General features: G+C 61.7%; 20 protein-coding genes. 15 read left to right on the top strand and 5 right to left on the bottom strand.

All coding sequences use genetic code 11. The features are described 5' to 3' along the window. Nucleotides 1-128: 128 nt before the first annotated feature. The 9 genes from OIS50_RS04240 (at nt 129) to OIS50_RS04200 (ending at nt 10589) form a co-directional block, all read left to right on the top strand. Nucleotides 129-1016, top strand: a complete 888-nt coding sequence (locus OIS50_RS04240) for a hypothetical protein (protein WP_264693083.1) — start codon at nt 129-131, stop codon at nt 1014-1016. Between the two features lie 15 nt (nt 1017-1031). Beyond that, nucleotides 1032-3341 (top strand): DUF5682 family protein, encoded by a 2310-nt coding sequence (locus tag OIS50_RS04235; RefSeq protein WP_264693082.1) that lies wholly within the window; start codon nt 1032-1034, stop codon nt 3339-3341. Between the two features lie 156 nt (nt 3342-3497). Next, complete coding sequence (locus OIS50_RS04230) at nt 3498-4934, top strand: amidohydrolase family protein (protein ID WP_264693081.1); 1437 nt, start codon at nt 3498-3500, stop codon at nt 4932-4934. Nucleotides 4935-4946: 12 nt separating this feature from the next. Beyond that, entirely contained in the window at nt 4947-5498 is a 552-nt protein-coding gene (locus OIS50_RS04225; RefSeq protein WP_264693080.1) for a peptide deformylase, read from the top strand. A 30-nt stretch (nt 5499-5528) separates the two neighbouring features. Next, nucleotides 5529-5768, top strand: coding sequence for a hypothetical protein (locus OIS50_RS04220; RefSeq protein ID WP_264693079.1), 240 nt, complete (start codon nt 5529-5531; stop codon nt 5766-5768). Further along, complete coding sequence (locus tag OIS50_RS04215) at nt 5765-6646, top strand: VWA domain-containing protein (RefSeq protein ID WP_264693078.1); 882 nt, start codon at nt 5765-5767, stop codon at nt 6644-6646. The genes OIS50_RS04220 and OIS50_RS04215 overlap by 4 nt, the downstream gene beginning before the upstream one ends. 129 nt (nt 6647-6775) lie before the next feature. Beyond that, a complete protein-coding gene (locus OIS50_RS04210) occupies nt 6776-8761 on the top strand; it encodes an AAA domain-containing protein (protein ID WP_264693077.1) in 1986 nt (661 codons plus the stop codon). A gap of 479 nt (nt 8762-9240) precedes the next feature. After that, nucleotides 9241-9753, top strand: coding sequence for an FKBP-type peptidyl-prolyl cis-trans isomerase (locus tag OIS50_RS04205; RefSeq protein ID WP_264693076.1), 513 nt, complete (start codon nt 9241-9243; stop codon nt 9751-9753). Nucleotides 9754-9875: 122 nt separating this feature from the next. Beyond that, nucleotides 9876-10589: a carboxypeptidase-like regulatory domain-containing protein gene (locus tag OIS50_RS04200; RefSeq protein ID WP_264693075.1), complete on the top strand. Its 714-nt coding sequence runs from the start codon at nt 9876-9878 to the stop codon at nt 10587-10589. Between the two features lie 60 nt (nt 10590-10649). Here the strand turns inward: OIS50_RS04200 and OIS50_RS04195 are convergent, their stop codons facing one another. Together OIS50_RS04195 and OIS50_RS04190 are read right to left on the bottom strand one after the other, a co-directional pair. After that, nucleotides 10650-11486 (bottom strand): DUF6671 family protein, encoded by an 837-nt coding sequence (locus OIS50_RS04195; protein WP_264693074.1) that lies wholly within the window; start codon nt 11484-11486, stop codon nt 10650-10652. Between the two features lie 59 nt (nt 11487-11545). Further along, nucleotides 11546-12139: an acyl carrier protein phosphodiesterase gene (locus OIS50_RS04190; RefSeq protein WP_264693073.1), complete on the bottom strand. Its 594-nt coding sequence runs from the start codon at nt 12137-12139 to the stop codon at nt 11546-11548. Between the two features lie 118 nt (nt 12140-12257). Here OIS50_RS04190 and OIS50_RS04185 point away from each other — a divergent pair, with 118 nt between their 5' ends. The 5 genes from OIS50_RS04185 to OIS50_RS04165 all read left to right on the top strand — a co-directional run bounded on the left by OIS50_RS04185 (nt 12258) and on the right by OIS50_RS04165 (nt 18395). After that, nucleotides 12258-12767, top strand: a complete 510-nt coding sequence (locus OIS50_RS04185) for a pyridoxamine 5'-phosphate oxidase family protein (protein ID WP_264693072.1) — start codon at nt 12258-12260, stop codon at nt 12765-12767. A 75-nt stretch (nt 12768-12842) separates the two neighbouring features. Further along, nucleotides 12843-13583, top strand: coding sequence for a spheroidene monooxygenase (locus tag OIS50_RS04180; protein WP_264693071.1), 741 nt, complete (start codon nt 12843-12845; stop codon nt 13581-13583). Between the two features lie 410 nt (nt 13584-13993). Further along, nucleotides 13994-14248, top strand: a complete 255-nt coding sequence (locus tag OIS50_RS04175) for a hypothetical protein (protein WP_264693070.1) — start codon at nt 13994-13996, stop codon at nt 14246-14248. Between the two features lie 154 nt (nt 14249-14402). Beyond that, the gene (gene leuS, locus OIS50_RS04170; RefSeq protein ID WP_264693069.1) at nt 14403-17186 is read left to right on the top strand and encodes a leucine--tRNA ligase; all 2784 of its coding nucleotides are present in this window, start codon (nt 14403-14405) and stop codon (nt 17184-17186) included. A 138-nt stretch (nt 17187-17324) separates the two neighbouring features. Continuing rightward, the gene (locus OIS50_RS04165; RefSeq protein ID WP_264693068.1) at nt 17325-18395 is read left to right on the top strand and encodes an acyltransferase family protein; all 1071 of its coding nucleotides are present in this window, start codon (nt 17325-17327) and stop codon (nt 18393-18395) included. Here OIS50_RS04165 and OIS50_RS04160 read toward each other — a convergent pair. Both OIS50_RS04160 and OIS50_RS04155 read right to left on the bottom strand, forming a co-directional pair. Further along, on the bottom strand, nt 18392-18748 hold the full coding sequence (locus OIS50_RS04160) for an MmcQ/YjbR family DNA-binding protein (protein WP_264693067.1): 357 nt from the start codon (nt 18746-18748) through the stop codon (nt 18392-18394). The genes OIS50_RS04165 and OIS50_RS04160 overlap by 4 nt on opposite strands. 146 nt (nt 18749-18894) lie before the next feature. Next, nucleotides 18895-19074 carry a DUF6728 family protein gene (locus OIS50_RS04155; RefSeq protein WP_078011923.1) on the bottom strand — a complete coding sequence of 60 codons (180 nt, stop codon included), beginning with the start codon at nt 19072-19074 and terminating at the stop codon, nt 18895-18897. Nucleotides 19075-19436: 362 nt separating this feature from the next. On the opposite strand from OIS50_RS04155, the gene OIS50_RS04150 reads away from it, so the two are divergent. Beyond that, nucleotides 19437-19895: a nuclear transport factor 2 family protein gene (locus OIS50_RS04150; RefSeq protein WP_264693066.1), complete on the top strand. Its 459-nt coding sequence runs from the start codon at nt 19437-19439 to the stop codon at nt 19893-19895. A gap of 134 nt (nt 19896-20029) precedes the next feature. Here OIS50_RS04150 and OIS50_RS04145 read toward each other — a convergent pair whose 3' ends face one another. Further along, the gene (locus OIS50_RS04145; RefSeq protein WP_264693065.1) at nt 20030-20350 is read right to left on the bottom strand and encodes a DUF6984 family protein; all 321 of its coding nucleotides are present in this window, start codon (nt 20348-20350) and stop codon (nt 20030-20032) included. Between the last annotated feature and the right edge of the window lie 63 nt (nt 20351-20413).

The following is a 20413-nucleotide window of genomic DNA, read 5'->3' as shown; positions in this document are numbered from 1 at the left end:
TGCTGAGTGTAAGTGCACTAAGCCAAGGACGCAAAAAGTCTAAGCTGCCCCTTGTGCATACAGGAGCATACAAAGACTTTGTGGTGCTGGACAGTACAATCTGGGCTCTGGACGTGGATGGGCTGCTTATGTCCTTTACTTCCAAGGGCAATGAACGGCCATATAAAGCGGGTTTAGAAGGCCCTATATCAAGCATTCACAGCACCAAAACGGGTGAGTTGGTTGCCGTCTGTAATTCGGTGGTATATCAGCTCAACACGAGCAACGGAAAGGCTAACCAAATAGGCCAGCTGCCAGCAAAGACCACTTTCTTGGCCCTTGACAAACTACATCAGGTTTGGGCTGCTACCGAAACCGGGCTCCTTAACGTTTCAACCAACAAGTATTTTGCCCCAAAAGAGAGTTTGAATCGATATTACAAATGGCAGCCTGTACCCGATGCCACGCTATTAGACCGCAACGATGTTCTGTGGCTGGGTTTCGGCCAGGGCGAATGGGGAGGTAACCTGTATGCTTTCGACACGCAGAAGCAGGCGTTCATTCCTGTTTCGTTTCGGGATTCGCTGGCCTGTTTGAGCCCCGTCAATTCCTTTTGTCAAGTCGGTTCTCAGGTATACTTGTCCGGCGCAGTTGCGCACGGTACTTCGTCTGGTTGTATCACCCGTTTAGATGGGTTTCAGGCCCAGCATGTATTCAATAGCAGTGGGGATAAGAACTACCGAACTGTAACATTCGGGAGTGAGGAAGGCGAATACATCCGGGCACTTGCATACAATGCGGCTGAGCAACGCTGCTACTACTACTCACAAAACGGCATTTTCAAGGGAAGCATAACGACAGACCTTAGCAAGGCCAGTGCCTGGCAACTAGTTTGGTCTCCTACCTGGCCAGGCCCAGCTAAACAACATACCGAGGCCAGCAAGATGGATTTTACTTCCGATAACAAGTTGGTATTGCTGATCCGAAACGGTGCTTTAGGCATTTGGGATGGGCAGATTTTTCAGCTGGTACCATAGGCTAGACTACCAGGTATGCCCACCGACCTCCGCCTATTCGGCATTCGCCACCACGGCCCAGGCAGCACGGCCAGCCTGCTGAAGGCACTGGACGATTTTCAGCCCGACGTCGTGCTGCTCGAATGCCCCGCCGACGGCGAACAAGCTATGGCATTGGCGGCCGACCCTGGCCTAAAGCCGCCCGTGGCTTTGCTCATTTACAACCCGAAGCAGCACGCCCAGGCCACTTTTCTGCCGTTCGCCCATTTCTCGCCCGAGTGGCAAGCGGCGCTGTGGTGCCAGCAACACGGTGCTCACCTGCGCTGCTTCGATTTGCCGATGACGCTGCACTTTGCTTTGCCCGTATCAGCTGGTAGGCCCGGCTCCGGCTCGCCAACCGAGGCGGAAACCGACAATAACGTTAACGAAGACCCAACATTAGCTACCGAAACCGAACCGTCTGGCTCCCCCTCTCTTTCGGAGAGGGGGCCGGGGGGTGAGGCCCCCCTCCGCCTCGATCCCATTGCCCACCTTGCCCGCCTCGACGGCTACACCGACGGGGAGCGTTGGTGGGAAGCCCGCATCGAGCATTCCGCCGGCCACGCCGATGCCTTTGCAGTGGTGCTGCAGATGATGAGCGCTTTGCGGGAAGAGCTGGCCCAGCCCGAATCGGCGGAAACGTTGCTGCGCGAGGCCTACATGCGCGAAACCCTGCGCAATACCCTCAAGCAGGGTTACCAGCGCGTGGCGGTGGTGTGCGGCGCCTGGCACGCGCCGGTGCTGCGCGCCGAGGAGCTGCCGCGCTACGCCAAGGACGACAAAGCCCGGCTTAAAGGCCTAGGTAAGGTGAAGACCGAAGCCACCTGGGTACCCTGGACGTACGATCGGCTGGCCCGGCAGTCGGGTTACGGCGCGGGGGTACTCTCGCCGGCCTGGTACGAGCTGCTGTTTACGGAGCCGCACGAGCGGGTTGTAACGCACTGGATGGTGCGGGCGGCCCACCTGCTCCGGCAACAGCAAATAGACGCCTCATCGGCCCACGCCATTGAGGGCGTGCGGCTGGCCGAGGCGTTGGCTGCCGTGCGCGGGCTGGCTTTGCCGGGTATCGAAGAGCTGGAGGAAGCCGCCGTAAGCATCTTCGGCGGTGGCTACGCCGAGGCGCTGCAACTGGTGCATCAGCAGCTGGTAATTGGCGAAGCGCTGGGCGAAGTACCCGAGGAGCTGCCCGCCTCGCCGCTGCAGCAAGACCTAGGGCAGCAGCAGAAAACCTTACGCCTGAAGCCCGAAGCCGCTCGCAAAACCTTGGCCCTCGACCTGCGCAAAGACCTCGACCTAGGGCGCAGCCACTTGCTGCATCGGCTGCAGCTGCTGGGCATTCGGTGGGGCAAACCGCAGCGCGTGGAGGGCAAAAGCGGCACCTTTCACGAAGTGTGGGAGCTGCAATGGCGGCCCGAAATGGTGCTGCAGGTGCTCGAAGCCGGCCGCTGGGGCAACACCGTGCTGCTGGCCGCCAGTGGGGCCGCCAACCACCGCGCCCAGCAGGCCACCGACCTAGGGCAAATCAGCCAACTGCTGGAGGAAGCGCTGCAGGCCGACCTAGGCCCTGCCGTGCCGGCCATGGTTACGCGCCTCGAAACCCTCAGCGCCGATACCCGCGACGTAGCTCATTTGCTGGCCGCCTTGCCGCCGCTGGTAAACGTGCTGCGCTACGGCAACGTGCGCCGCACCGAAAGCGCCCAGGTTGCCCAAGTGGTACATCATTTGGTGCCCCGCCTGTGCATTTCGCTGCCGCTGGCCACCACCGGCCTCGACCAAGACGCTGCCCGCCAGCTCTTGGAACGCATCGAAGCAGCGCACCAAGCGATTCGCCTGCTACCCGACGAAACACAACAAACCGACTGGTACACCGCCCTGCACAATATTGCTCGTCAGCCGGCCAGCAACGGCTTGCTGGCCGGTGCCACCACGCGCCTCCTGTTCGATGCGCAACAGCTAACCCCCGAAGCTACGGCTACCCTCCTTGGCTTGGCCTTATCGGCTGCCCAACCCACCGAGTACGCCACCGCCTGGATTGAAGGCTTTTTGCGCGGCAGCGGGCTGCTGCTCATTCATAACCGCGTGCTGTTCGATTTGCTCGATGAGTGGCTTTCGGGGCTTGATGAAACGGTGTTCCAGGAAATTGTACCGCTGCTGCGTCGCTCCTTTGCCGACTTCAGCCAGCCCGAACGCGAGCAAGTATTGGCCTTAGCAGTTGGCGGACCAACCGCTAAAACGCCCCAAGATGCCGACTTAGATCTTGAGCGCGGTATGCGCGTGCTGCCAGTCCTGCGCGAACTGCTGACCTAAGTAGCAGGCATTAAATTCAGAAAGCTTCGCCACACGATACCAAAGCCTCTTTACCCCGGCACCCCAGCAGCTAAGCCTTAAAAGCACCTTCACGCCTCCAGCTGCTTTGATTCTGTGCTAACTTCCTGCCTCTTCCAAGCTCTTGCTTCCGCCCCAATGAAGCTTTCATCTGCCCTGCTTGCCAGTTCGTTGGGCTTGCTCCTAGGTGGCTGTGCCGGTCAGCAGCCCCAACAGCCGTACGACCTACTCATTACGCACGCCAATGTGGTTGATGTGGAGAAAGGCCGTATTCTGCCCAACCAAACGCTGGCCATTTCCGAAGGGCTGATACGGCGGCTCGGCAACTCGGGCGCGCAAACAGCCGCAGCCAAGCAAACCATTGATGCACAGGGCAAGTACCTCATTCCGGGCCTCTGGGACATGCACGTGCACTTCCGGGGCGGCGACTCGCTTACCGCAGCCAACCGCAACTTGCTGCCCTTGTACCTGGCCCACGGCATCACCACCGTGCGCGATGCCGGCGGCGACCTTACGCCCGCCATCTACAGCTGGCGGCAGGAAATGCAGACGGGCCGGCTGGCAGGGCCACGCATTTTCACCTCGGGCCCGAAGCTCGACGGGCCGTACCCAACCTGGCCGGGCTCGTTGGTGATAGAAACGCCCGAACAGATCAACAAGGCACTGGACTCGTTGCAGAAGCTGAAGGTCGACTACGTGAAGCTCTACGAGAGCACCGTTTCGCGCGAGGCGTTCCTGGGCGCCATTACGGCCGCCGAAAAGCGGGGCATGACCACCACCGGCCACATGCCTTACACCGTAACGCTGCGCGAAGCCATGGAGCGCGGGCTCGATGCCTCGGAGCACCTGTACTACGTGTTCAAGGCTTGCTCCTCGAAGGAAGACAGCATTACCACGGCGGTGCAAAGCAGCCTGCGCACGAGCAGGCCCTTGGGCCTGTTTGCCGTGCTGCCCACCGTATACAAAACCTACGACGCCGCCACGGCCGCTAGCACCTACCGCATGCTGGCCAAGCACCGCACAGCCGTGGTGCCTACCCTGCACATCCAGAAAGTACTGACGGAGCTGCCCGAAACCGACCACGCGCGCGACACCCTACTGGCCTACATCGATCCAAAGATTCAGCGTACGTACGCCCGCCGCATTGCCAGCGCCCGGGCACAATCGGCTGCTACGCGGGCCTTCAATAAGCAGCTCGGCGCGAAGTTCATGAGCATGGTGCCGCAAATGCAGGCTGCGGGCGTTACGCTGCTCGCCGGCTCCGATAGCGGCCCCTTCAACTCCTACGTGTACCCGGGCGCCTCCTTGCTGGGCGAGCTGGAGCTGATGGTGCAAGCCGGGCTCACGCCTGCCCAGGCACTGCAAGCTGCCACCATCAACGGGGCTAAATTTCTGAAGGCCGATCAACGCTCGGGCAGCATCAAGCCCGGCAAAGAAGCCGATGTGGTGTTGCTGAATAAGAACCCGCTGGAAAACATTTCCAGCCTACGCCAGATCCAAACGGTGGTGGTGCGCGGTCGGGTGTACTCGGCCGCCGACCTGCGCCAGATGGTGCAAGCCGTCAAACATCAATAACCCACGCCCTGTATGCCGATTCGCGAAATTCTGCAGCTTGGCAACCCCCTGCTGCGCGAAGTAGCCGAGCCCGTAGCCGACGCAACCGTACCAGCCGTGGCCCAAGTGGTTACCGACCTCACCGACACCGTTGCGCACTGGCGCGAAACCACCGGTTACGGCCGGGCCATTGCCGCTCCGCAAATTGGTGTGTTGCAGCGCATAGTGGTGCTGCGGCTGCCGGGCAAGCCGGTGTGGCCGCTCATCAACCCCACCGTTGTGGAGCGCAGCCCCGAAACCATGGTGGTGTGGGATGCCTGCCTGTCGTTCCTCTCGATTTTTATGCAGGTAGAGCGGCACCAATGGATAACGGTGCGCTACCAAGACCTAGGTGGCAGCTGGCACGAAACCCGCGCAGGGCTGAAAGACGACCTGGCCGAGCTGCTCCAACACGAAATCGACCACCTCGACGGAATACTGGCTATTGACCGCGTAACGGATGTAAAGTCCATTTGCACCCGCGCGGAATTTGAGCGCCGCTACCGCGCCGATAGCCCTTACGGCCGCCAAGCGCACCTAGGGTAATAACCTGAACACAAGCAACTTCACCATTTCATGAGCAACGCTGTCCGCTGGAAGCTTGTGCTTGGCTCGTCGGCAGATGCCAGCAACGAGATTCCCCTCTCGCCCGACTACGGCCGCATGGATGATGTGCTCACGGCGCTGTACGACAGCAAGCCCGCCGAGCGCAAAGGTGGGTTGGGGGCGTCGTCGCCGCGGGTAACGCGTTGGTTGGGCGACATCCGGCAGTACTTTCCATCGTCGGTGGTGGCCGTATACAGAAAGACGCCATGAACCGCCTAGGTCTGCAGCAGCTCCTGCTCGAGCCCGAGGTGCTGCGCACCGTGCAGCCCGATGTGCACCTGGTGGGCATGCTCATGTCGCTGAGCCGCGTGATGCCCGCGAAGGCGAAACACACCGCCCGCGAAGTTGTGCAGCGCGTGGTGCACGATTTGGAACAACGGCTGGCCAATCCGCTGCGCCAGGCTGTGCAAGGTGCATTAAGCCGCGCCGTGCGCAACCCGCGTCCGCGCTACCGCGAGATTAACTGGGCGGCTACCATTCGGGCCAACCTGAAGCACTACCAGCCCACACTCAGCACCATCGTGCCGGAGAAACTGATTGGCTACGGGCGGCGCGGGCAGGCGCTCAAAGAAATCGTGCTCTGCGTTGACCAAAGCGGCTCCATGGCCTCCTCGGTGGTGTATGCGGGGGTGTTTGGGGCGGTGCTGGCCTCGATGCGAGCGGTGCGCACCCACATGGTGGTGTTCGATACGGCTGTGGCCGACCTCACCCAGAACCTGAAAGACCCCGTGGATTTGATCTTCGGCATTCAACTGGGCGGCGGCACCGACATCAACCTAGCCCTCACCTATTGCCAGCAGCTTATTACCCGCCCCACCGACACCATTCTGGTTCTCATCAGCGACTTGTACGAAGGCGGTAGCCCCAACGAGCTGCTGAAGCGGGCCGCCGCCTTGAAAGCGGCTGGCGTTACGTTTGTGGTGTTGCTGGGCCTGAGCGATGAAGGGGCTCCTTCGTTCGATCGTACCGTGGCCGAAAAGCTCGCGGCCCTAGGTATTCCCAGTTTTGCCTGCACGCCCGATAAGTTTCCGGAGCTCATGGCCGCGGCCATTCAGGGCCGCGATGTTGCGCAGGTGGCGCAACCCTAGGTTGCTGCTGCCGGGGGCGTGGATGAAGCCTACCTAGGCCGCGCGTTCCAAATTTCTGCCCGACCTTCGGCCGCACGTTTGCCGTTCAACGTTTGTTGATACGGTTTACACTTATTGCATTCCGAAAGCTTGGCTGAAGCTACCCACACCCCCACCGAGTCCGTTTACGAAGAGCTGCGCCGCGTACAGGGCCTGCTGCGCGTAGAGCAACAAGAGGACCTCGAGCAATACCGCATTCGTAACGCGAAGAGTACGATTGCGGAGCGGCAACACCGCGGCCTGACGTGGTACCCCATCAAAATCACCAAAGAAGACATTGGCTTCGGCGGCAAGCTGGTGCTCGAGCTGGAGCGCCCGGCCGGCCAGAGCCAGCAGCTGCACCTGTTTCAGGTGGGCAAAAACGCGGCCTTGTTCGGCAACATACCCGGCCGCGCCGGCTCCGATAAGCCCACGCTGCAAGGCGTGGTGACGAGCGTGCGCCGCAACAAAATCACGCTGGCAACCAACAAGGAGGACCTCCCCGACTGGATCGACGAGGGCAAGCTGGGCCTCGATCTGACCTTCGACGAGGTGAGCTACCGCGAAATGGAGCTGGCCCTGCAAAAGGTGCAGGGCGCCTTCGGGCGCCTCGCCGATTTGCGCGACACGCTCCTGGGCCACCGGCCCGCCGAGTATAAGTCGGCCGAAGAAACCGAGAAGCTCTACTACCCTAACCCGCTGAACGCCTCCCAAACGGCCGCCGTGCAGCACGTGCTGGCAGCTAAGGATGTCGCCATTATTCACGGCCCGCCCGGCACCGGCAAAACCACCACCCTGGTGCAGGCAATTCTGGAAACCATCCGCCGCGAGCGGCGCGTGCTGGTGTGCGCGCCCAGCAACACGGCTGTGGATTTGTTGACTGAAAAGCTGGCCGAGCGCGGCGTGAACGTTATCCGGATGGGCAACCCCTCGCGCGTGTCAGACTTGTTGCTCGAGCACACGCTCGATGCCCAGGTGATGACGCACAAGCACTACGGCGAGCTGCGCAGCCTGCGCCAAACGGCCGAGCAGTACCGCCAAATGGCCGGCCAATACAAGCGCAACTACGGTTGGGAGGAGCGTCAGCAGCGGCAGGCTCTGAAAGAGCAAGCGCACCAATTGCTGCAGGAGTCGGATCAGCTTGAGAAGTACATCACCGAAGACCTGCTGGAGAAAGTGCAGGTAATCACCTGCACGCTGGTTGGCGCCGCCAACCGCGCCATTCGCCACCTGGTGTACGAAACCGTGTTTATCGACGAAGCGGCGCAGGCGCTGGAGCCGGGCTGCTGGATACCTATTACCAAAGCCGAGCGCGTGGTGCTGGCCGGCGACCATTGCCAGCTGCCGCCTACCGTGAAGAGCGAGAAAGCCGCGGCCCAAGGCTTGCGCGAAACGCTGTTCGAGAAGTGCATTACGCGCCAGCCCGACACGGCCCGCATGCTGCAGGTGCAATACCGCATGCACGAGAACATCATGCAGTTTTCGTCGGACCAATTTTACGGCGGCAAGCTGCAGGCCGATGAGCGCGTGCGCGCCGCCGACCTGCACGACTACGACACGCGCTTTGAGCCCGGCTGGGCCGTGGAGTTTATCGATACCGCCGGCTGCGGATTTGAGGAAATGGGCCTGCAGGATTCGCCTTCGGTAGCCAACCCCGAGGAAGCCGATTTGCTGCTGCGCCGCCTCGCGGAGCTGCTGCAGGACTACCACCAGGCCGACCACGAGCAGCACCCGCTGAGCATCGGCGTAATTGCTCCCTACCGCGCCCAAATCAACTACCTGAAAGACCGCGTGGAGGACATGCCCGAACTGAACGAGCTGCTGCTGAAGCGCCAGCTCAGCATCGGTACCGTCGACTCCTTCCAGGGCCAGGAGCGCGACATCATTGCCATTACGCTCACGCGCTCCAACGCCGCCAACGACATCGGTTTCCTGGCTGATATCCGCCGCATGAACGTGGGCATGACGCGCGCCCGCCGCAAGCTGCTGATGATCGGCGACTCGGCCACGCTGAGCAGCAACGCCTTCTACCGCGAGTTCGTGAACTACGTGGAGGACCTGGGCGCCTACCGCACCGCCTGGGAGTTTCAGCAGTAAGTAGTTGAGAGGATGTTGTTTGGTCTGTCATCCTGAGGCGCTAGCCGAACCGAAGGTCGACGTAGTCAAGGACCTTATCCATGTGAGAACGACTTTCCCTAGGTCGTGTAATGCCGGGCTGGCCGCGGCATCCCGCGTGCTGATGCCGGATAGCATACGCTTTCCCACTTTCAAAGAGGGCGCGGTACCCCATGGGGTCCTGTGAGGTTCATAGACCTAGGCGCATCGTTCCACCGTGAGAAGGTCCTTCGGCTAGCGCCTCAGGATGACAGCTACTATTCAACCTCAGCACGCGAGCTGCCTCCACGGAGCTCGGCATGACGTTGTTTCCCTAGGTCGTTCGAACTTAATTCCTCCTAAATGAGGACAGCCGAGGGGGGGCCGCGGTGCCAGCCAACCGGTATCGGCCGCAACCCCAGGCCCCGAGCGGCGTTAATTTCATTTACTTGCCTTTGTTTTCCATTATTCCCTCCAGACACATGCAGATTGCTGATCAAAAGGTGGTCACCATCACCTACGACCTTAGCGTAACCAACGACGAGCAAGAAAAGACGCTCGTGGAGAAGGCCGAAGCCGACAGCCCCATGGTGTTTTTGTTTGGCATGAGCGGCCTGCCCGAGGAGTTCGAGCAGCAGCTGCAAGGCAAACAAGCCGGCGACACCTTCAGCTTCACCCTCTCGCCCGAGCAAGGCTACGGCGAGTACGACCAGAACGCCCTCGTGGACCTGCCCAAGCAGGTATTTGAGGTGGATGGCCAGGTAGACAGCGAAATGCTGCAGCCCGGCAACTACCTGCCCATGTCGGACAACCACGGCAACCACCTGCAAGGCAAAGTGGTGTTCGTGGGCAACGACACCGTGCAGATGGACTTCAACCACCCCCTCGCCGGCATGACGATGCACTTCGAAGGCAAAGTGGTAGCCGTACGCGACGCCAGCAAAGAAGAGCTCGACCACGGCCACGTACACGGCGAAGGCGGGCACCACCACTAGTGCTTGCTTTAGCTTTTGCAATGAAAACGGGGCCCTGCGGCCCCGTTTTTTTATGGCTGGATCAGTGCTTTCACGGGTAAGCGCGAAGCCAAATCAGCCGCATTGCTGGCTAATTTTGCCGCATGCATTTGCGCTTTTTGCTTACCTGCCTGCTTAGCCTAGGTCTAATCCTGCCAGGCGTTACCGCTGCCGTAGCCCAACGAAAAGTCAGCGGCCGCGTGGTGGCCCAGGGCACCCACGAGCCTTTGGGGCAAGTAACCGTTCGGGTGGTGGGCCAATCAATTACGGCCGTAACGGATGAAGCCGGCCGCTTTGCGCTGACGATGCCCGACGAGCCCGCCGCGGCGCCGCTCGCGTTTTCGCACCTGGGCTTTCAGCCGCAAACGGTGCCCGCCAACCATCTGAAAGCCGATGTGGAGCTGGCCGAGCAAAGCTACCTGATTGGCGAGGTGCAAATAACCCCCAGCCAGCTGCGCCCGCTGTTGCTGCGGCGCTGGAAGCTGGATTCGACTTATATCGTTTCCGTTATCGAAACCGACATTGCCCGCCAGCGCACCAGCAACCCGGCCGCAGCCGAGCGCATGCGGAAGAATTTTTCGTTTTTCTACCGAAGCCTGGCCTCGGTGCGCCGTGAGTACCGCGCCAACGGCATTGTGAAGGATTGGGGCGGCATCGCAGGCTCCGACCGCAGGCGCTGGGTGTTGGATGAAGCCACCCGGACGCTGCTAATCGACGACGACGACTCCCGCCGCGTTACGGTGGTGGAGCTTACCCCCGACCGCCTGGTTGTGAGGCGTGCGGGAAGGCCCAATAAGGTTTATGTTCCGACAGATTAACAAGCCGCCTTTATTGGTTTGATTGGCAGAAGAGCCTGTTGCTAACCCCAACGCACCCGCTCAAGGGTTGCAATGGTCGCAGTACATGGGGTCTTCGGTGGTTTTGTTGTGGGGGTAGCGCTCCTCGCGCTGATAGCCGCAGTGGCGGCACTGGTACACGAAGCTGAGCACCGCGTTGGTGGGCTGGCTGCACCAGCTGCAGGGTAGACCTTTGCGCGCTTCGGTTACGCCAAAGCCCGGCATGTGGCAGCCGGGGCACTCCGATTTTAGCTGCGCGGCCAGCTTGCGGGTGGCCGCTTCAATTACCCGCATGCGCGTGGGGTTGCGGTGGGCGCGCATGTCGGTTTCGGCGTAGGCGTGGCCGTACTTGCCCAGCAGGTAGGCAAAGGCCTGCTGCAGGGCCGCCTCGTCGGTGATGTCCTTGAAAATATCCGTGCTTTCGTCGCGCGATTTGCGCAAAATCAGGCCGTGGCCGGGAAAGCCGGCCTGCCCGGCAAAGGCCTGCAGCTCGGCGGCCGTGGCAATTTTCTGGCCGCTGAAGTTGGTATCGAGGCTTAGCTCGCGCACCACCACCTCGAGGTTGTGGCGCGCATCCACGAACACGAGCAGCTCGTCGTCGGCGGGCACAAAAAACGACGCGGGGTGCGGCCCGAACGAGCCCTCGCTGGCCACGCACAAATCGCAGCCGGTACGCGCCATGGCGCGGCGGCACTTTTCGCGGGCGGCGGCTACGGGGTCGAGCGTGCGTGCGATTTCGCCGGTAAAGGTGCCCAGCTCGTCGGTGTCCAGCCCTTCGGCCACCACGCACACCACGCCCAGCTCCTGTTCCAGAATCGGGGCAATCACGCGTTGCTTGTCGTGCTTGGTGGCAATGAGCAGCTGGCGGTCCTGAAACATGGCGGGGCGGTTGGTAGGGCGGGTTTTTCGGGAGCAAGTATACAACCGGGGCCCGGGCCCTAGGTTAGCTCGGCCTGCACCGCGGCCAGCAGCTGGGGCCAGAACTCCGCAAAGTCCCGCTCATAAGCATCAATATCAGCCAGAAACGCCGCCGCGCCGGTGGCCAGCACCTCCGCGCCCGGCACCCGCCGGCTCAGACCTAGGAGCGCCCGTGCAAGGCCTTCGGGGCGGGCGTAATTGCTCAGCCAATCGTCGCGGCGCATGTAGCCCAGCAGGTGCTGCAGGCGTTCGGGCAGTTCGGCTCGGCGGGCCTGCAGCACGGCGTACATGCGCTGCGCGAAGGCGGGCAACGGCTCGGCGGGGCGGTAGTGGTAGCGGGCAAAGTGGCGGGCCAGCAGGTGGTCGTAGCCCACATCGGCTACCACGCCGGCCCACTTGCCCAGGCCGGCCGCGCGCAGGCGGGCGGTGCTGCGGCGCACCACGGGGTGGGCATCGGTAAAGGAATCGATGAGGCGGTGCAGCCGGATGCCGCGCTGCACGGCGGGCGGGTAGGCGGCCACGGCGGCCCGGCCGCGCACGGCTTCGGCGGCAAAATTGCCCACGATGAGGTCGTCGTCGGGGCCGGATAACAGCAGGTGGGCGAGGAAGTTCACGGGTGCAAGGTAGCGCCAAGGCTGCTGCCCGGTTGCCGCGGCCGGCTAACCTAGGGCCGCCCCGGCGCGTAAGCCCCAACACTCCTTCTTATCTGACTACACCCAAACACCCGACCCCATGGCTGAAAGAGTTGCCGTAAGCCACGACGTAACGAAACTCGTGGAGCGCATCAAGGACATTAAAATTGCCATGATGACCACCCTGGAGCCCGACGGCTCGTTGCACGCGCGCCCCATGTACACCCACGAGCCCGAGGCCGATGGCACCTTGTGGTTTTTCACGGAGCTGGACTCGCCCAAAATCGACGAGGTGCAGCAAGACCGCCACGTGAACCTGGGCTACTCCAAACCGCAGGACAACCTGTACGTGAGCATTTCGGGCCGCGCCCGCGTGGTAACCGACCGCGCCAAAATCAAGGAGCTCTGGAGCGAGGGCCTGCGCACCTGGTTTCCGAAAGGCTCCGACGACCCCAACATCGCGCTGCTTCGCATCGACATTGATAAAGGCGAATACTGGGATCAGCCCAGCAACGTGCTGGTGCACGCCTTCGGCTACGTAAAGGCCGTGGCTACCGGCGAGCGGTACCAGCCCACCGGCGACGAGCACGCCAAGGTGCAGCCCAAGTAACCTAGGGCGGCCTTATCCGAAAATCCACCCGAAGGGAGAGAGTCACTTCTCTCCCTTTTTTGTTGTTTGCTGCCGATGTCGTTTTCCACCGCGCCCCCTGCTTTGCTTACTTCGCCGCTTACCACGCTCACCATCATTACCGTTCGGCCCGAAAACCGCCGCTGGGCGCTGGCCCAGATGGGCACGCTGCCGCGGCACCTGGCCAAGGTGCCGGGCCTGCGCTTTGCCAAGCTGCTGGGCTCGGGCTACGATTTTGGCCTGAAGCCGAACTTTGGCCGCTACGGGCTGATGGCCGTGTGGAACGACGCCGCTGATGCCGCCCACTTCTTCGAACGGAACCCGCATTGGCAGGCCTACCGGCAGCGCAGCCAGGAGCTCTGGACGGCCGATTTGCTGCCTTTGCAGGGCCATGGCCTGTGGGATGGCGGCAACCCCTTCGGCTACGCACCCAGGGCCGATGCGCCACCCGAGGCCCCCGTGGCGGTGCTCACGCGGGCCAGCATCCGGCTGCTGCGGTCGTGGAGTTTTTGGCAGGCGGTGCCGCCGGTAAGCCGGGCGGTGCAGCAGGCGCCGGGCTTGTTGGCCGCTATCGGCCTGGGCGAATTGCCGATTATCCGGCAAGCTACGTTCAGCCTGTGGCGCTCGGCCGCCGACATGCGCCAGTACGCCTACGGGCCGCAGCACGAGGGGCGCCACAAAGAAGTGATTAAGCAGACGCGGCAGGAAGGCTGGTATTCCGAAGAGATGTTTGCCCGCTTTCGGGTGCTGGGCACGCGCGGCACCTGGGATGGTCAAAACCCGCTCCCGCTCACCTAGGGGCATAAAAAAAGCAGGCTACCCGTCGTGGCACGACACCACACCTGAAGTCGTACCAGTTGCCGCATTTCGACGAGCAGCCTGCCGCTACAAAGGTGGCCGTTGTACTTGGGCCAGGCGGCAGCATTTCTACGGGTTTTGGCAGGCGGCTACTACGGATTTTCGCCCCGTACCTATTGCACCGCAGCCGGCAAGCGGCAGGGCCGGTAATAGGATGCTACCATTACCAAGTATTAATTCAGTAATTCACGCAGGCAAGTTTCCGTAATTGCCAAAGCCTCGACGGCTCCCGGGGTTTGTACCTTTGAGCAGGTTCGGAGGCTACCGATATTCCTTGCTGCTGAATCGGTTAGGCCTTGGCCTGCGTCGCACAGAATGTTCGCGCCCATCCCTCACCCCTTGCTTGCAAGATGACGCACGACGAACTGGAAAAGGCCGGCTTTTTGCACGCCGACTACGTGCCCGAGGGCACCAACTACCGCCGCGGCGAGCTGTACGTGCGCATGACGCCCACCGGCTCCTTGCGCGTTTTTGTGCCCAACGACTCCGACAGCGGCGATATTGAACTCTCGTCGGGCGACGTGTACAACCCCGACATCCTCTACCGCGGCCCCATCAAAGACATCGACGAGCTGGTGCGCCTCACCCACCGCTGGGTTGCTTAGGTGAGCTATTAGCTTTTGGCTGCCAGCTGTTAGCTATCAGTTTACGACCTGGGCCACCAGCCGCCGATAGCCAATAGCTATCAGCTAACAGCTCCTTCAAGTCATTTCCCGTATTTTCGCCGGCTCAAAGATTCCGCATCCCAGCCCCGATCATATGCCCGGCTACCGTCCGCAGGAGATAGAGAAAAAGTGGCAGGACTTCTGGCAACAAAACCAGACGTTCCGCGCCGAGAACCACTCCGAGAAGCCCAAGTACTACGTGCTCGACATGTTCCCCTACCCCTCGGGGGCGGGCCTGCACGTAGGGCACCCGCTGGGCTACATCGCCTCCGATATCGTTACGCGCTACAAGCGCCACCGCGGCTTTAACGTGCTGCACCCCATGGGCTTCGACTCGTTTGGCCTACCCGCCGAGCAGTACGCCATCCAGACGGGCCAGCACCCCGAAAAAACCACCCGCGAAAATATTGCCCGCTACATCGAGCAGCTGTCGTCGTTGGGCTTTAGCTACGACTGGAGCCGCGAGGTACGCACCTCCGATGCCAGCTACTACAAATGGACGCAGTGGATTTTCCTGAAGCTGTTCAACGCGTGGTACAACCTCGATACGAACCGGGCCGAAAGCATCCGCACGCTGCAGGATAAGTTTGCCGCCGAAGGCTCAGCCGGCGTGCGCGCCGTGTGCGACGAAGACGAGCGCCACGACTTTACGGCCGGCCAGTGGCAGATGATGAGCGAGGCCCAGCGCGTGGCCGCCGTGCACCCCTACCGCCTGGCGTACCAGAGCGAAACCTACGTAAACTGGTGCCCCCAGCTCGGAACGGTACTTTCCAACGACGAGGTGAAGGATGGCGTATCGGAGCGCGGCGGTTACCCCGTGGAGCGCCGCCTGATGCCCCAGTGGAACCTGCGCATCACTGCCTACGCCCAACGCCTGCTCGACGGCCTCGACCACATCGACTGGCCCGAAGCCGTGAAGGAAATGCAGCGCAACTGGATTGGCCGCTCCGTGGGCGCCGAGGTGCGCTTTGAGGTAGAAAACCACCCCGAGCTGCCGCTAACGGTATTCACCACCCGCCCCGACACCCTGTTCGGCGTTACGTACATGGCCTTGGCGCCCGAGTCGGAGCTGCTCGAAACGCTCATCACCGACGAGCAACGCGCTGAGGTAGAGAAGTACGTGGAGTGGGCCAAAAACCGCTCGGAGCGCGACCGTATGGCTGACGTGAAGACCATTACCGGTGCTTTCACGGGTTCGTACGCGCTGCACCCCTTCAGCGGCGAGAAGCTGCCCATTTGGGTGGCCGACTACGTGCTGGCCGGCTACGGCACCGGCGTGGTAATGGCCGTACCGGCCCACGATACCCGCGACTTCGCCTTTGCCAAGCACTTCGCGCTGCCCATCGTGCCCGTAGTGGAGGGCTTCGATGAGGAAGCCGGTGAAGCTTACGCGGCCAAGGAAGGCCGCATCATCAACTCCGATTTCCTCAACGGCCTCGAAGTAAAGCCCGCCCTCAAAGCCGTAATCGAGCGCCTCGAGGAAATGGGCATCGGCAAGGGCAAGGTGAACTACCGCCTGCGCGATGCCATCTTCGGCCGGCAGCGCTACTGGGGCGAGCCTATCCCCGTTTACTACCGCGACGGTATGGCCTTCGGCGTGGCCGAGCAAGACCTGCCGCTGGTGCTGCCCGAAATCGACGAGTACAAGCCCACCGAAACCGGCGAGCCGCCCTTAGGTCGGGCTAAGGACTGGAAGTACCGCGGGCAGTTCGATTTTGAGCTGAGCACCATGCCCGGCTGGGCGGGCTCTTCGTGGTACTACCTACGCTATATGGACCCGCAAAACGACGAGCGTTTTGTGGGCGAAGAAGCCGAGCAGTACTGGCAGACCGTAGACCTATACATGGGTGGTGCTGAGCACGCTACGGGCCATTTGCTCTACTCCCGCTTCTGGTACTTGTTCCTGAAAGACCTAGGGCTGGTAAGCGGCCACGAGCCCTTCCAGAAGCTCATCAACCAGGGCATGATCCTGGGTCGCTCGAACTTTGTGTACCGCATCAACGGCACCAACAAGTTCGTGACGAACTCGAAGAAAGGCGAGTACGAAACCACGCCCCTGCACGTGGATGTGAACATCACTGAAGACGACGTGCTCGACATCGAAGCTTTCCGCAAGTGGCGCGAAGACTTTGCTAATGCCGAGTTTATTCTCGAAGACAACGGCACCTACGTGTGCGGCGTCGAAATCGAGAAGATGTCGAAGTCGAAGTACAACGTGGTGAACCCCGACACGCTGATTGAGCGCTACGGGGCCGACGCGCTGCGCCTGCACGAGATGTTCCTGGGCCCGTTGGAGCAGTTCAAGCCCTGGAACACCCAAGGCATGACGGGCGTATCGGGCTTCCTGAAGAAGTTCTGGCGCTTGTTCTTCCCCGAAGACCGCGACTGGGCCGTTACCGACGAAGCCGCCTCGCCGGCCGAGCTGAAGGCCCTGCACAAGGCCATCAAGAAGGTGCAGGAAGACATCGAGCGGTTCTCGTTCAACACCTCCGTCAGCACGTTTATGATTTGCGTGAACGAGCTTTCGGCCCTGAACTGCCACAAGCGCGCCATTCTGGAGCCGCTGGTGGTGCTGATTTCGCCCTACGCCCCGCACCTGGCCGAGGAGCTCTGGGCGCACCTGGGCCACGAAGCCGGTTCGCTCAGCACGGCTCCGTTCCCCGAGTTCAACGAGGCGTACCTGGTTGAAGACACGGTGAACTACCCGGTGGCCATCAACGGCAAAGTGCGCGAGCAGCTGCAGTTCCCGGCCAACGCCACGGCCGCCGAAATCGAGCAAACCGTACTCGGCACCGATATCCTGGCCCGCTACGCCGAAGGCAAGCCCGCCAAAAAGGTGATTGTGGTGCCCGGCCGCATGGTGAACGTGGTGGTGTAAGCACCTAGGCGCAAGCTAGTACGGCCCGCCGCTCTGCCCAGAGCGGCGGGCCGTTTGCTTTACCGGCGGCCCCGTTGCGCGGTTCTGCTTGTTTTGCCCTAGGTTTGTCGGCTGCACTTGCCCTCTGCCCCTTCCCCGATGTCAGCTTTGCCGGCTCGCCCAGCCACCAGTACCAGCTACCGCCCCGAGCTCGACGCGTTTCGGGTGCTGCCCGTGCTGATGGTGATTGCGCAGCACTGGCTGCCGGTACCGTGGGTGCGCACCGCTACCAGCTCGGTGGGCGTCACGACGTTTTTTGTGCTGAGCGGCTACTTCGTTACCAACATTCTGCGGCGGGCCCAGGCCAGTGCGCAGCCGTGGCGGGTGCTGAAACCGTTTTACCTGCGCCGCAGCCTGCGCATTTTGCCGGCCTTTTACGCGGCGTTGCTCGCGGCCTGGCTCCTCAACCTCAGCTTCGTGCGCGAGTACCTAGGGTGGTTTGCGCTGCAGGGCGCTAACTTCCTGTTTTTCAGCAAGCAAGCCTGGGGCGAAGGCGTGGGCCACTGGTGGTCGTTGGCGGTGGAAGAACAGTTTTACCTGCTCTGGCCCGCGTTGGTGCTGCTAGTTGGCGTGCGCCGCCTGCCCTGGTTGCTGGGCGCGCTGGTGGTGCTTGGCCCGGTGCTGCGCTGGTATTTGCTGGCCGCTACGGGTACCTCGTTCAGCCTGGTGCTGCTCCCCGCCCACCTCGATGTATTCGCCCTAGGTGGTTTGCTTGGGCTGGCCATGGCAGGGCCCCAACCGTTTGGTTTCCGAAGCTGGGCTATCGGCTTTGCTATACTGCTGCCCGCTTACGTGCTGCTCAAGCACCTAGGCGGCCACCCGGAATTGGTACTGGCGCCCAGCCTGTTGGCACTGCTGGCCGCCTGCGCGCTGGGCATGATTTTGCTGACGCCCTCCACCGCGGCGCGCAAGGTGCTTAGCCACCCGGTGCTGGTGTGGGTGGGCCAGCGCAGCTACGGGCTATACCTGTACCACTTGTTTATGCCCGTGCTGCTGCACCGCGTGTTGCACCGCGTAGCGCCCGCCTATGCTACGGCCGCGTGGGAGCAGTCGCCGCTGGCGTTGCTGCTGATGGCCGCTGGATTGTTAATAGTAGCTTCCGTGTCCTGGTCTTGGCTCGAGCGGCCGTTGCGCCGCCTGGGGCAGCGCTTCGCCTACCCCCGGGGCTAATCGGCAGCGGCCAGCTCGGCCTGTTTGGCTTTGGGTAGCGAGGCGCGCACCAGGTCGTAGGAATGGTCGATCAGCTCCTGCAGCATGCGCACCGAGATGCCGGTGCCCACCAGCACCGTGTTCCAGTGCTTCTTGTTCATGTGGTAGCCGGGCCGCACAAAATCGTGCTCGTCGCGCAGCTGCACGGCGCGCTCCGGGTCGCACTTCAGGTTTACGCTTTCGTAGCTGCCGATGCTGGCGAGGGCATAAATCTTGCCGCCTACTTTAAACACCAGCGTGTCCTCGTCGAAGGGGGTTGCTTCGGTGGTGCCGGGCTTGCTGAGGCAGTACTCGCGGAGTTCTTCGATGTTCATACCAAAGGGAAAGGCCTGGCACAAGGTAACGGCCGCCGCGCACATTCCCACTGCTCGGGCTTGCTGGGGTAGCACCGCTCAGCAACAAAACAAGCCCGCCGGGAGTACCAGCGGGCTTGCCGTATGGGCCATCGGGCCAAGGCGCGTTAGCGCAGAATCACGAACTTGAAGAGCATGAAAATCAGACCTGCCAGAAACATCAGCATCGATATTTTATTGATGGTGTGCATCGTGCGCAGGTTGAAGTTGGTGTGGCGGTTTGGGTCTTTCTTGCGGAAGAAGTAGCCGAACACGGGGCCAAAATCAAACAAACCTTTCGTACGCATATCGTTGGGGTTGCGGCTTCGGCAAAGAAGCGGATTGAAAAGTAAACTTACCACGAAATGACGCGCTGTGGGCGCCATACCTAACCGGCTACCAGCAATTGGCGCTCCGTCGCCCACCGCCCTCCGGCTATGCAATCGGCAACGCGGGGCCTGGCTCCTTTCCCGGGGGTGCGCCCGGAGGGTGGCAAACCACGTGCTGCTGATTATGTAAGAAACAGTGTATAGCGGGGCATAGTTGCCGCTTTTTCAACATATTTTCGGTACCGGCTGGGCCCAAACCGGTGCTTTGTGGCCCACGTGTGCAACTCCGCAGCTCGGCCGTACGTCGTTGCGCACCGGCCCATCAGCCGCCCTATGCCCTCATGAAACACCTGCTCCTCTCCTGCTGCCTGGCTGGCCTGGCCCCGGTGGCCGCAGCCCAATCGGCCACCGACACCAAAGCGGTTAAGCAAACCATCGACACCTTTTTCGAGGGCATGCGCAAAGGCGACAGCGCCATGGTTCGCAGCACCCTCGCGCCTACGGTGGTAATGCAAACCATCAGCACGCGCGGCGACAGCCCGCAGGTGCGCACCGAAAACCCCGCCGAGTTTCTGAAGGCCGTAGGCACCCCACACCCCGAAGTATGGGATGAGCGCATCAGCTACGAGCGCGTGCTGATCGACGCGGGTCTGGCCAGCGTCTGGACACCCTACCAGTTTTACGCGGGCAACAAGTTCAGCCACTGCGGCTACAACTCGTTTCAGCTGGTGCGCATGGCGCAGGGCTGGAAAATTGCCTACGTCATCGACACCCGCCGCAAGGATAAGTGCAAGCCCTAGCGCCACTCCCCTAGGTTGAATGTGTTTGTAGAGCGAAGGGCAGCGTAGAACCCCGGCGTTTGCACTGCATTTCTCGTTGCCCGCAGAATCATGCAGGCGCTTTCACAAACCAACGCTGTCAGCTCCGTTCTCCGCTAAAAAGCCGGGATGCGCCCGAGCGGTGTTTCGTCGGGTTTCCAGCAATCGAGCTCGTACAGCTCGCCGTGCTGATCGAGGTACAGCGCCGCCAACACGGGCACCCCGTCTTCGTCGAGGAACTGCGTGCTGGCAATTCGCTCGCCTAGGTGTCGGTTGGGCACGTGGCTGCTAAAACGTAGGCTGCCGATGCCGTTGGCACTCAGCTCGGTTACCTCGGCGGTGTGCAGGTAGCCCAACAGGCGCCCCGCTTGCGGGGCGCTGCGGATCAAGTAAACGAGCAAGCCCAGCTCCGGCAGGTTCAGCGGACGACCAATCATGCAGGTGGCGCTAACAAGCAGATGTGTACCAGCCTGGTACGCAACTACCGCTCAATGAGGCCA

This window comes from Hymenobacter sp. YIM 151858-1 (assembly GCF_025979705.1).
Lineage (GTDB): Bacteria > Bacteroidota > Bacteroidia > Cytophagales > Hymenobacteraceae > Solirubrum.
The sequence above is the reverse complement of the archived record's forward strand: the minus strand, read 5'-3'. Positions and strand labels throughout refer to the sequence as shown.

Coding starts and splice junctions, on each gene's coding strand:
- OIS50_RS04145 (WP_264693065.1), bottom strand. CDS start 20,350: ATGATTGGTCGTCCGCTGAACCTGCCGGAGCTGGGCTTGCTCGTTTAC.
- OIS50_RS04220 (WP_264693079.1), top strand. CDS start 5,529: ATGAGCAACGCTGTCCGCTGGAAGCTTGTGCTTGGCTCGTCGGCAGAT.
- OIS50_RS04225 (WP_264693080.1), top strand. CDS start 4,947: ATGCCGATTCGCGAAATTCTGCAGCTTGGCAACCCCCTGCTGCGCGAA.
- OIS50_RS04195 (WP_264693074.1), bottom strand. CDS start 11,486: ATGTTTCAGGACCGCCAGCTGCTCATTGCCACCAAGCACGACAAGCAA.
- OIS50_RS04205 (WP_264693076.1), top strand. CDS start 9,241: ATGCAGATTGCTGATCAAAAGGTGGTCACCATCACCTACGACCTTAGC.
- OIS50_RS04180 (WP_264693071.1), top strand. CDS start 12,843: ATGTCGTTTTCCACCGCGCCCCCTGCTTTGCTTACTTCGCCGCTTACC.
- OIS50_RS04230 (WP_264693081.1), top strand. CDS start 3,498: ATGAAGCTTTCATCTGCCCTGCTTGCCAGTTCGTTGGGCTTGCTCCTA.
- OIS50_RS04150 (WP_264693066.1), top strand. CDS start 19,437: ATGAAACACCTGCTCCTCTCCTGCTGCCTGGCTGGCCTGGCCCCGGTG.
- OIS50_RS04200 (WP_264693075.1), top strand. CDS start 9,876: ATGCATTTGCGCTTTTTGCTTACCTGCCTGCTTAGCCTAGGTCTAATC.
- OIS50_RS04155 (WP_078011923.1), bottom strand. CDS start 19,074: ATGCGTACGAAAGGTTTGTTTGATTTTGGCCCCGTGTTCGGCTACTTC.
- OIS50_RS04165 (WP_264693068.1), top strand. CDS start 17,325: ATGTCAGCTTTGCCGGCTCGCCCAGCCACCAGTACCAGCTACCGCCCC.
- OIS50_RS04235 (WP_264693082.1), top strand. CDS start 1,032: ATGCCCACCGACCTCCGCCTATTCGGCATTCGCCACCACGGCCCAGGC.
- OIS50_RS04175 (WP_264693070.1), top strand. CDS start 13,994: ATGACGCACGACGAACTGGAAAAGGCCGGCTTTTTGCACGCCGACTAC.
- leuS (WP_264693069.1), top strand. CDS start 14,403: ATGCCCGGCTACCGTCCGCAGGAGATAGAGAAAAAGTGGCAGGACTTC.
- OIS50_RS04160 (WP_264693067.1), bottom strand. CDS start 18,748: ATGAACATCGAAGAACTCCGCGAGTACTGCCTCAGCAAGCCCGGCACC.
- OIS50_RS04240 (WP_264693083.1), top strand. CDS start 129: ATGTCCTTTACTTCCAAGGGCAATGAACGGCCATATAAAGCGGGTTTA.
- OIS50_RS04185 (WP_264693072.1), top strand. CDS start 12,258: ATGGCTGAAAGAGTTGCCGTAAGCCACGACGTAACGAAACTCGTGGAG.
- OIS50_RS04215 (WP_264693078.1), top strand. CDS start 5,765: ATGAACCGCCTAGGTCTGCAGCAGCTCCTGCTCGAGCCCGAGGTGCTG.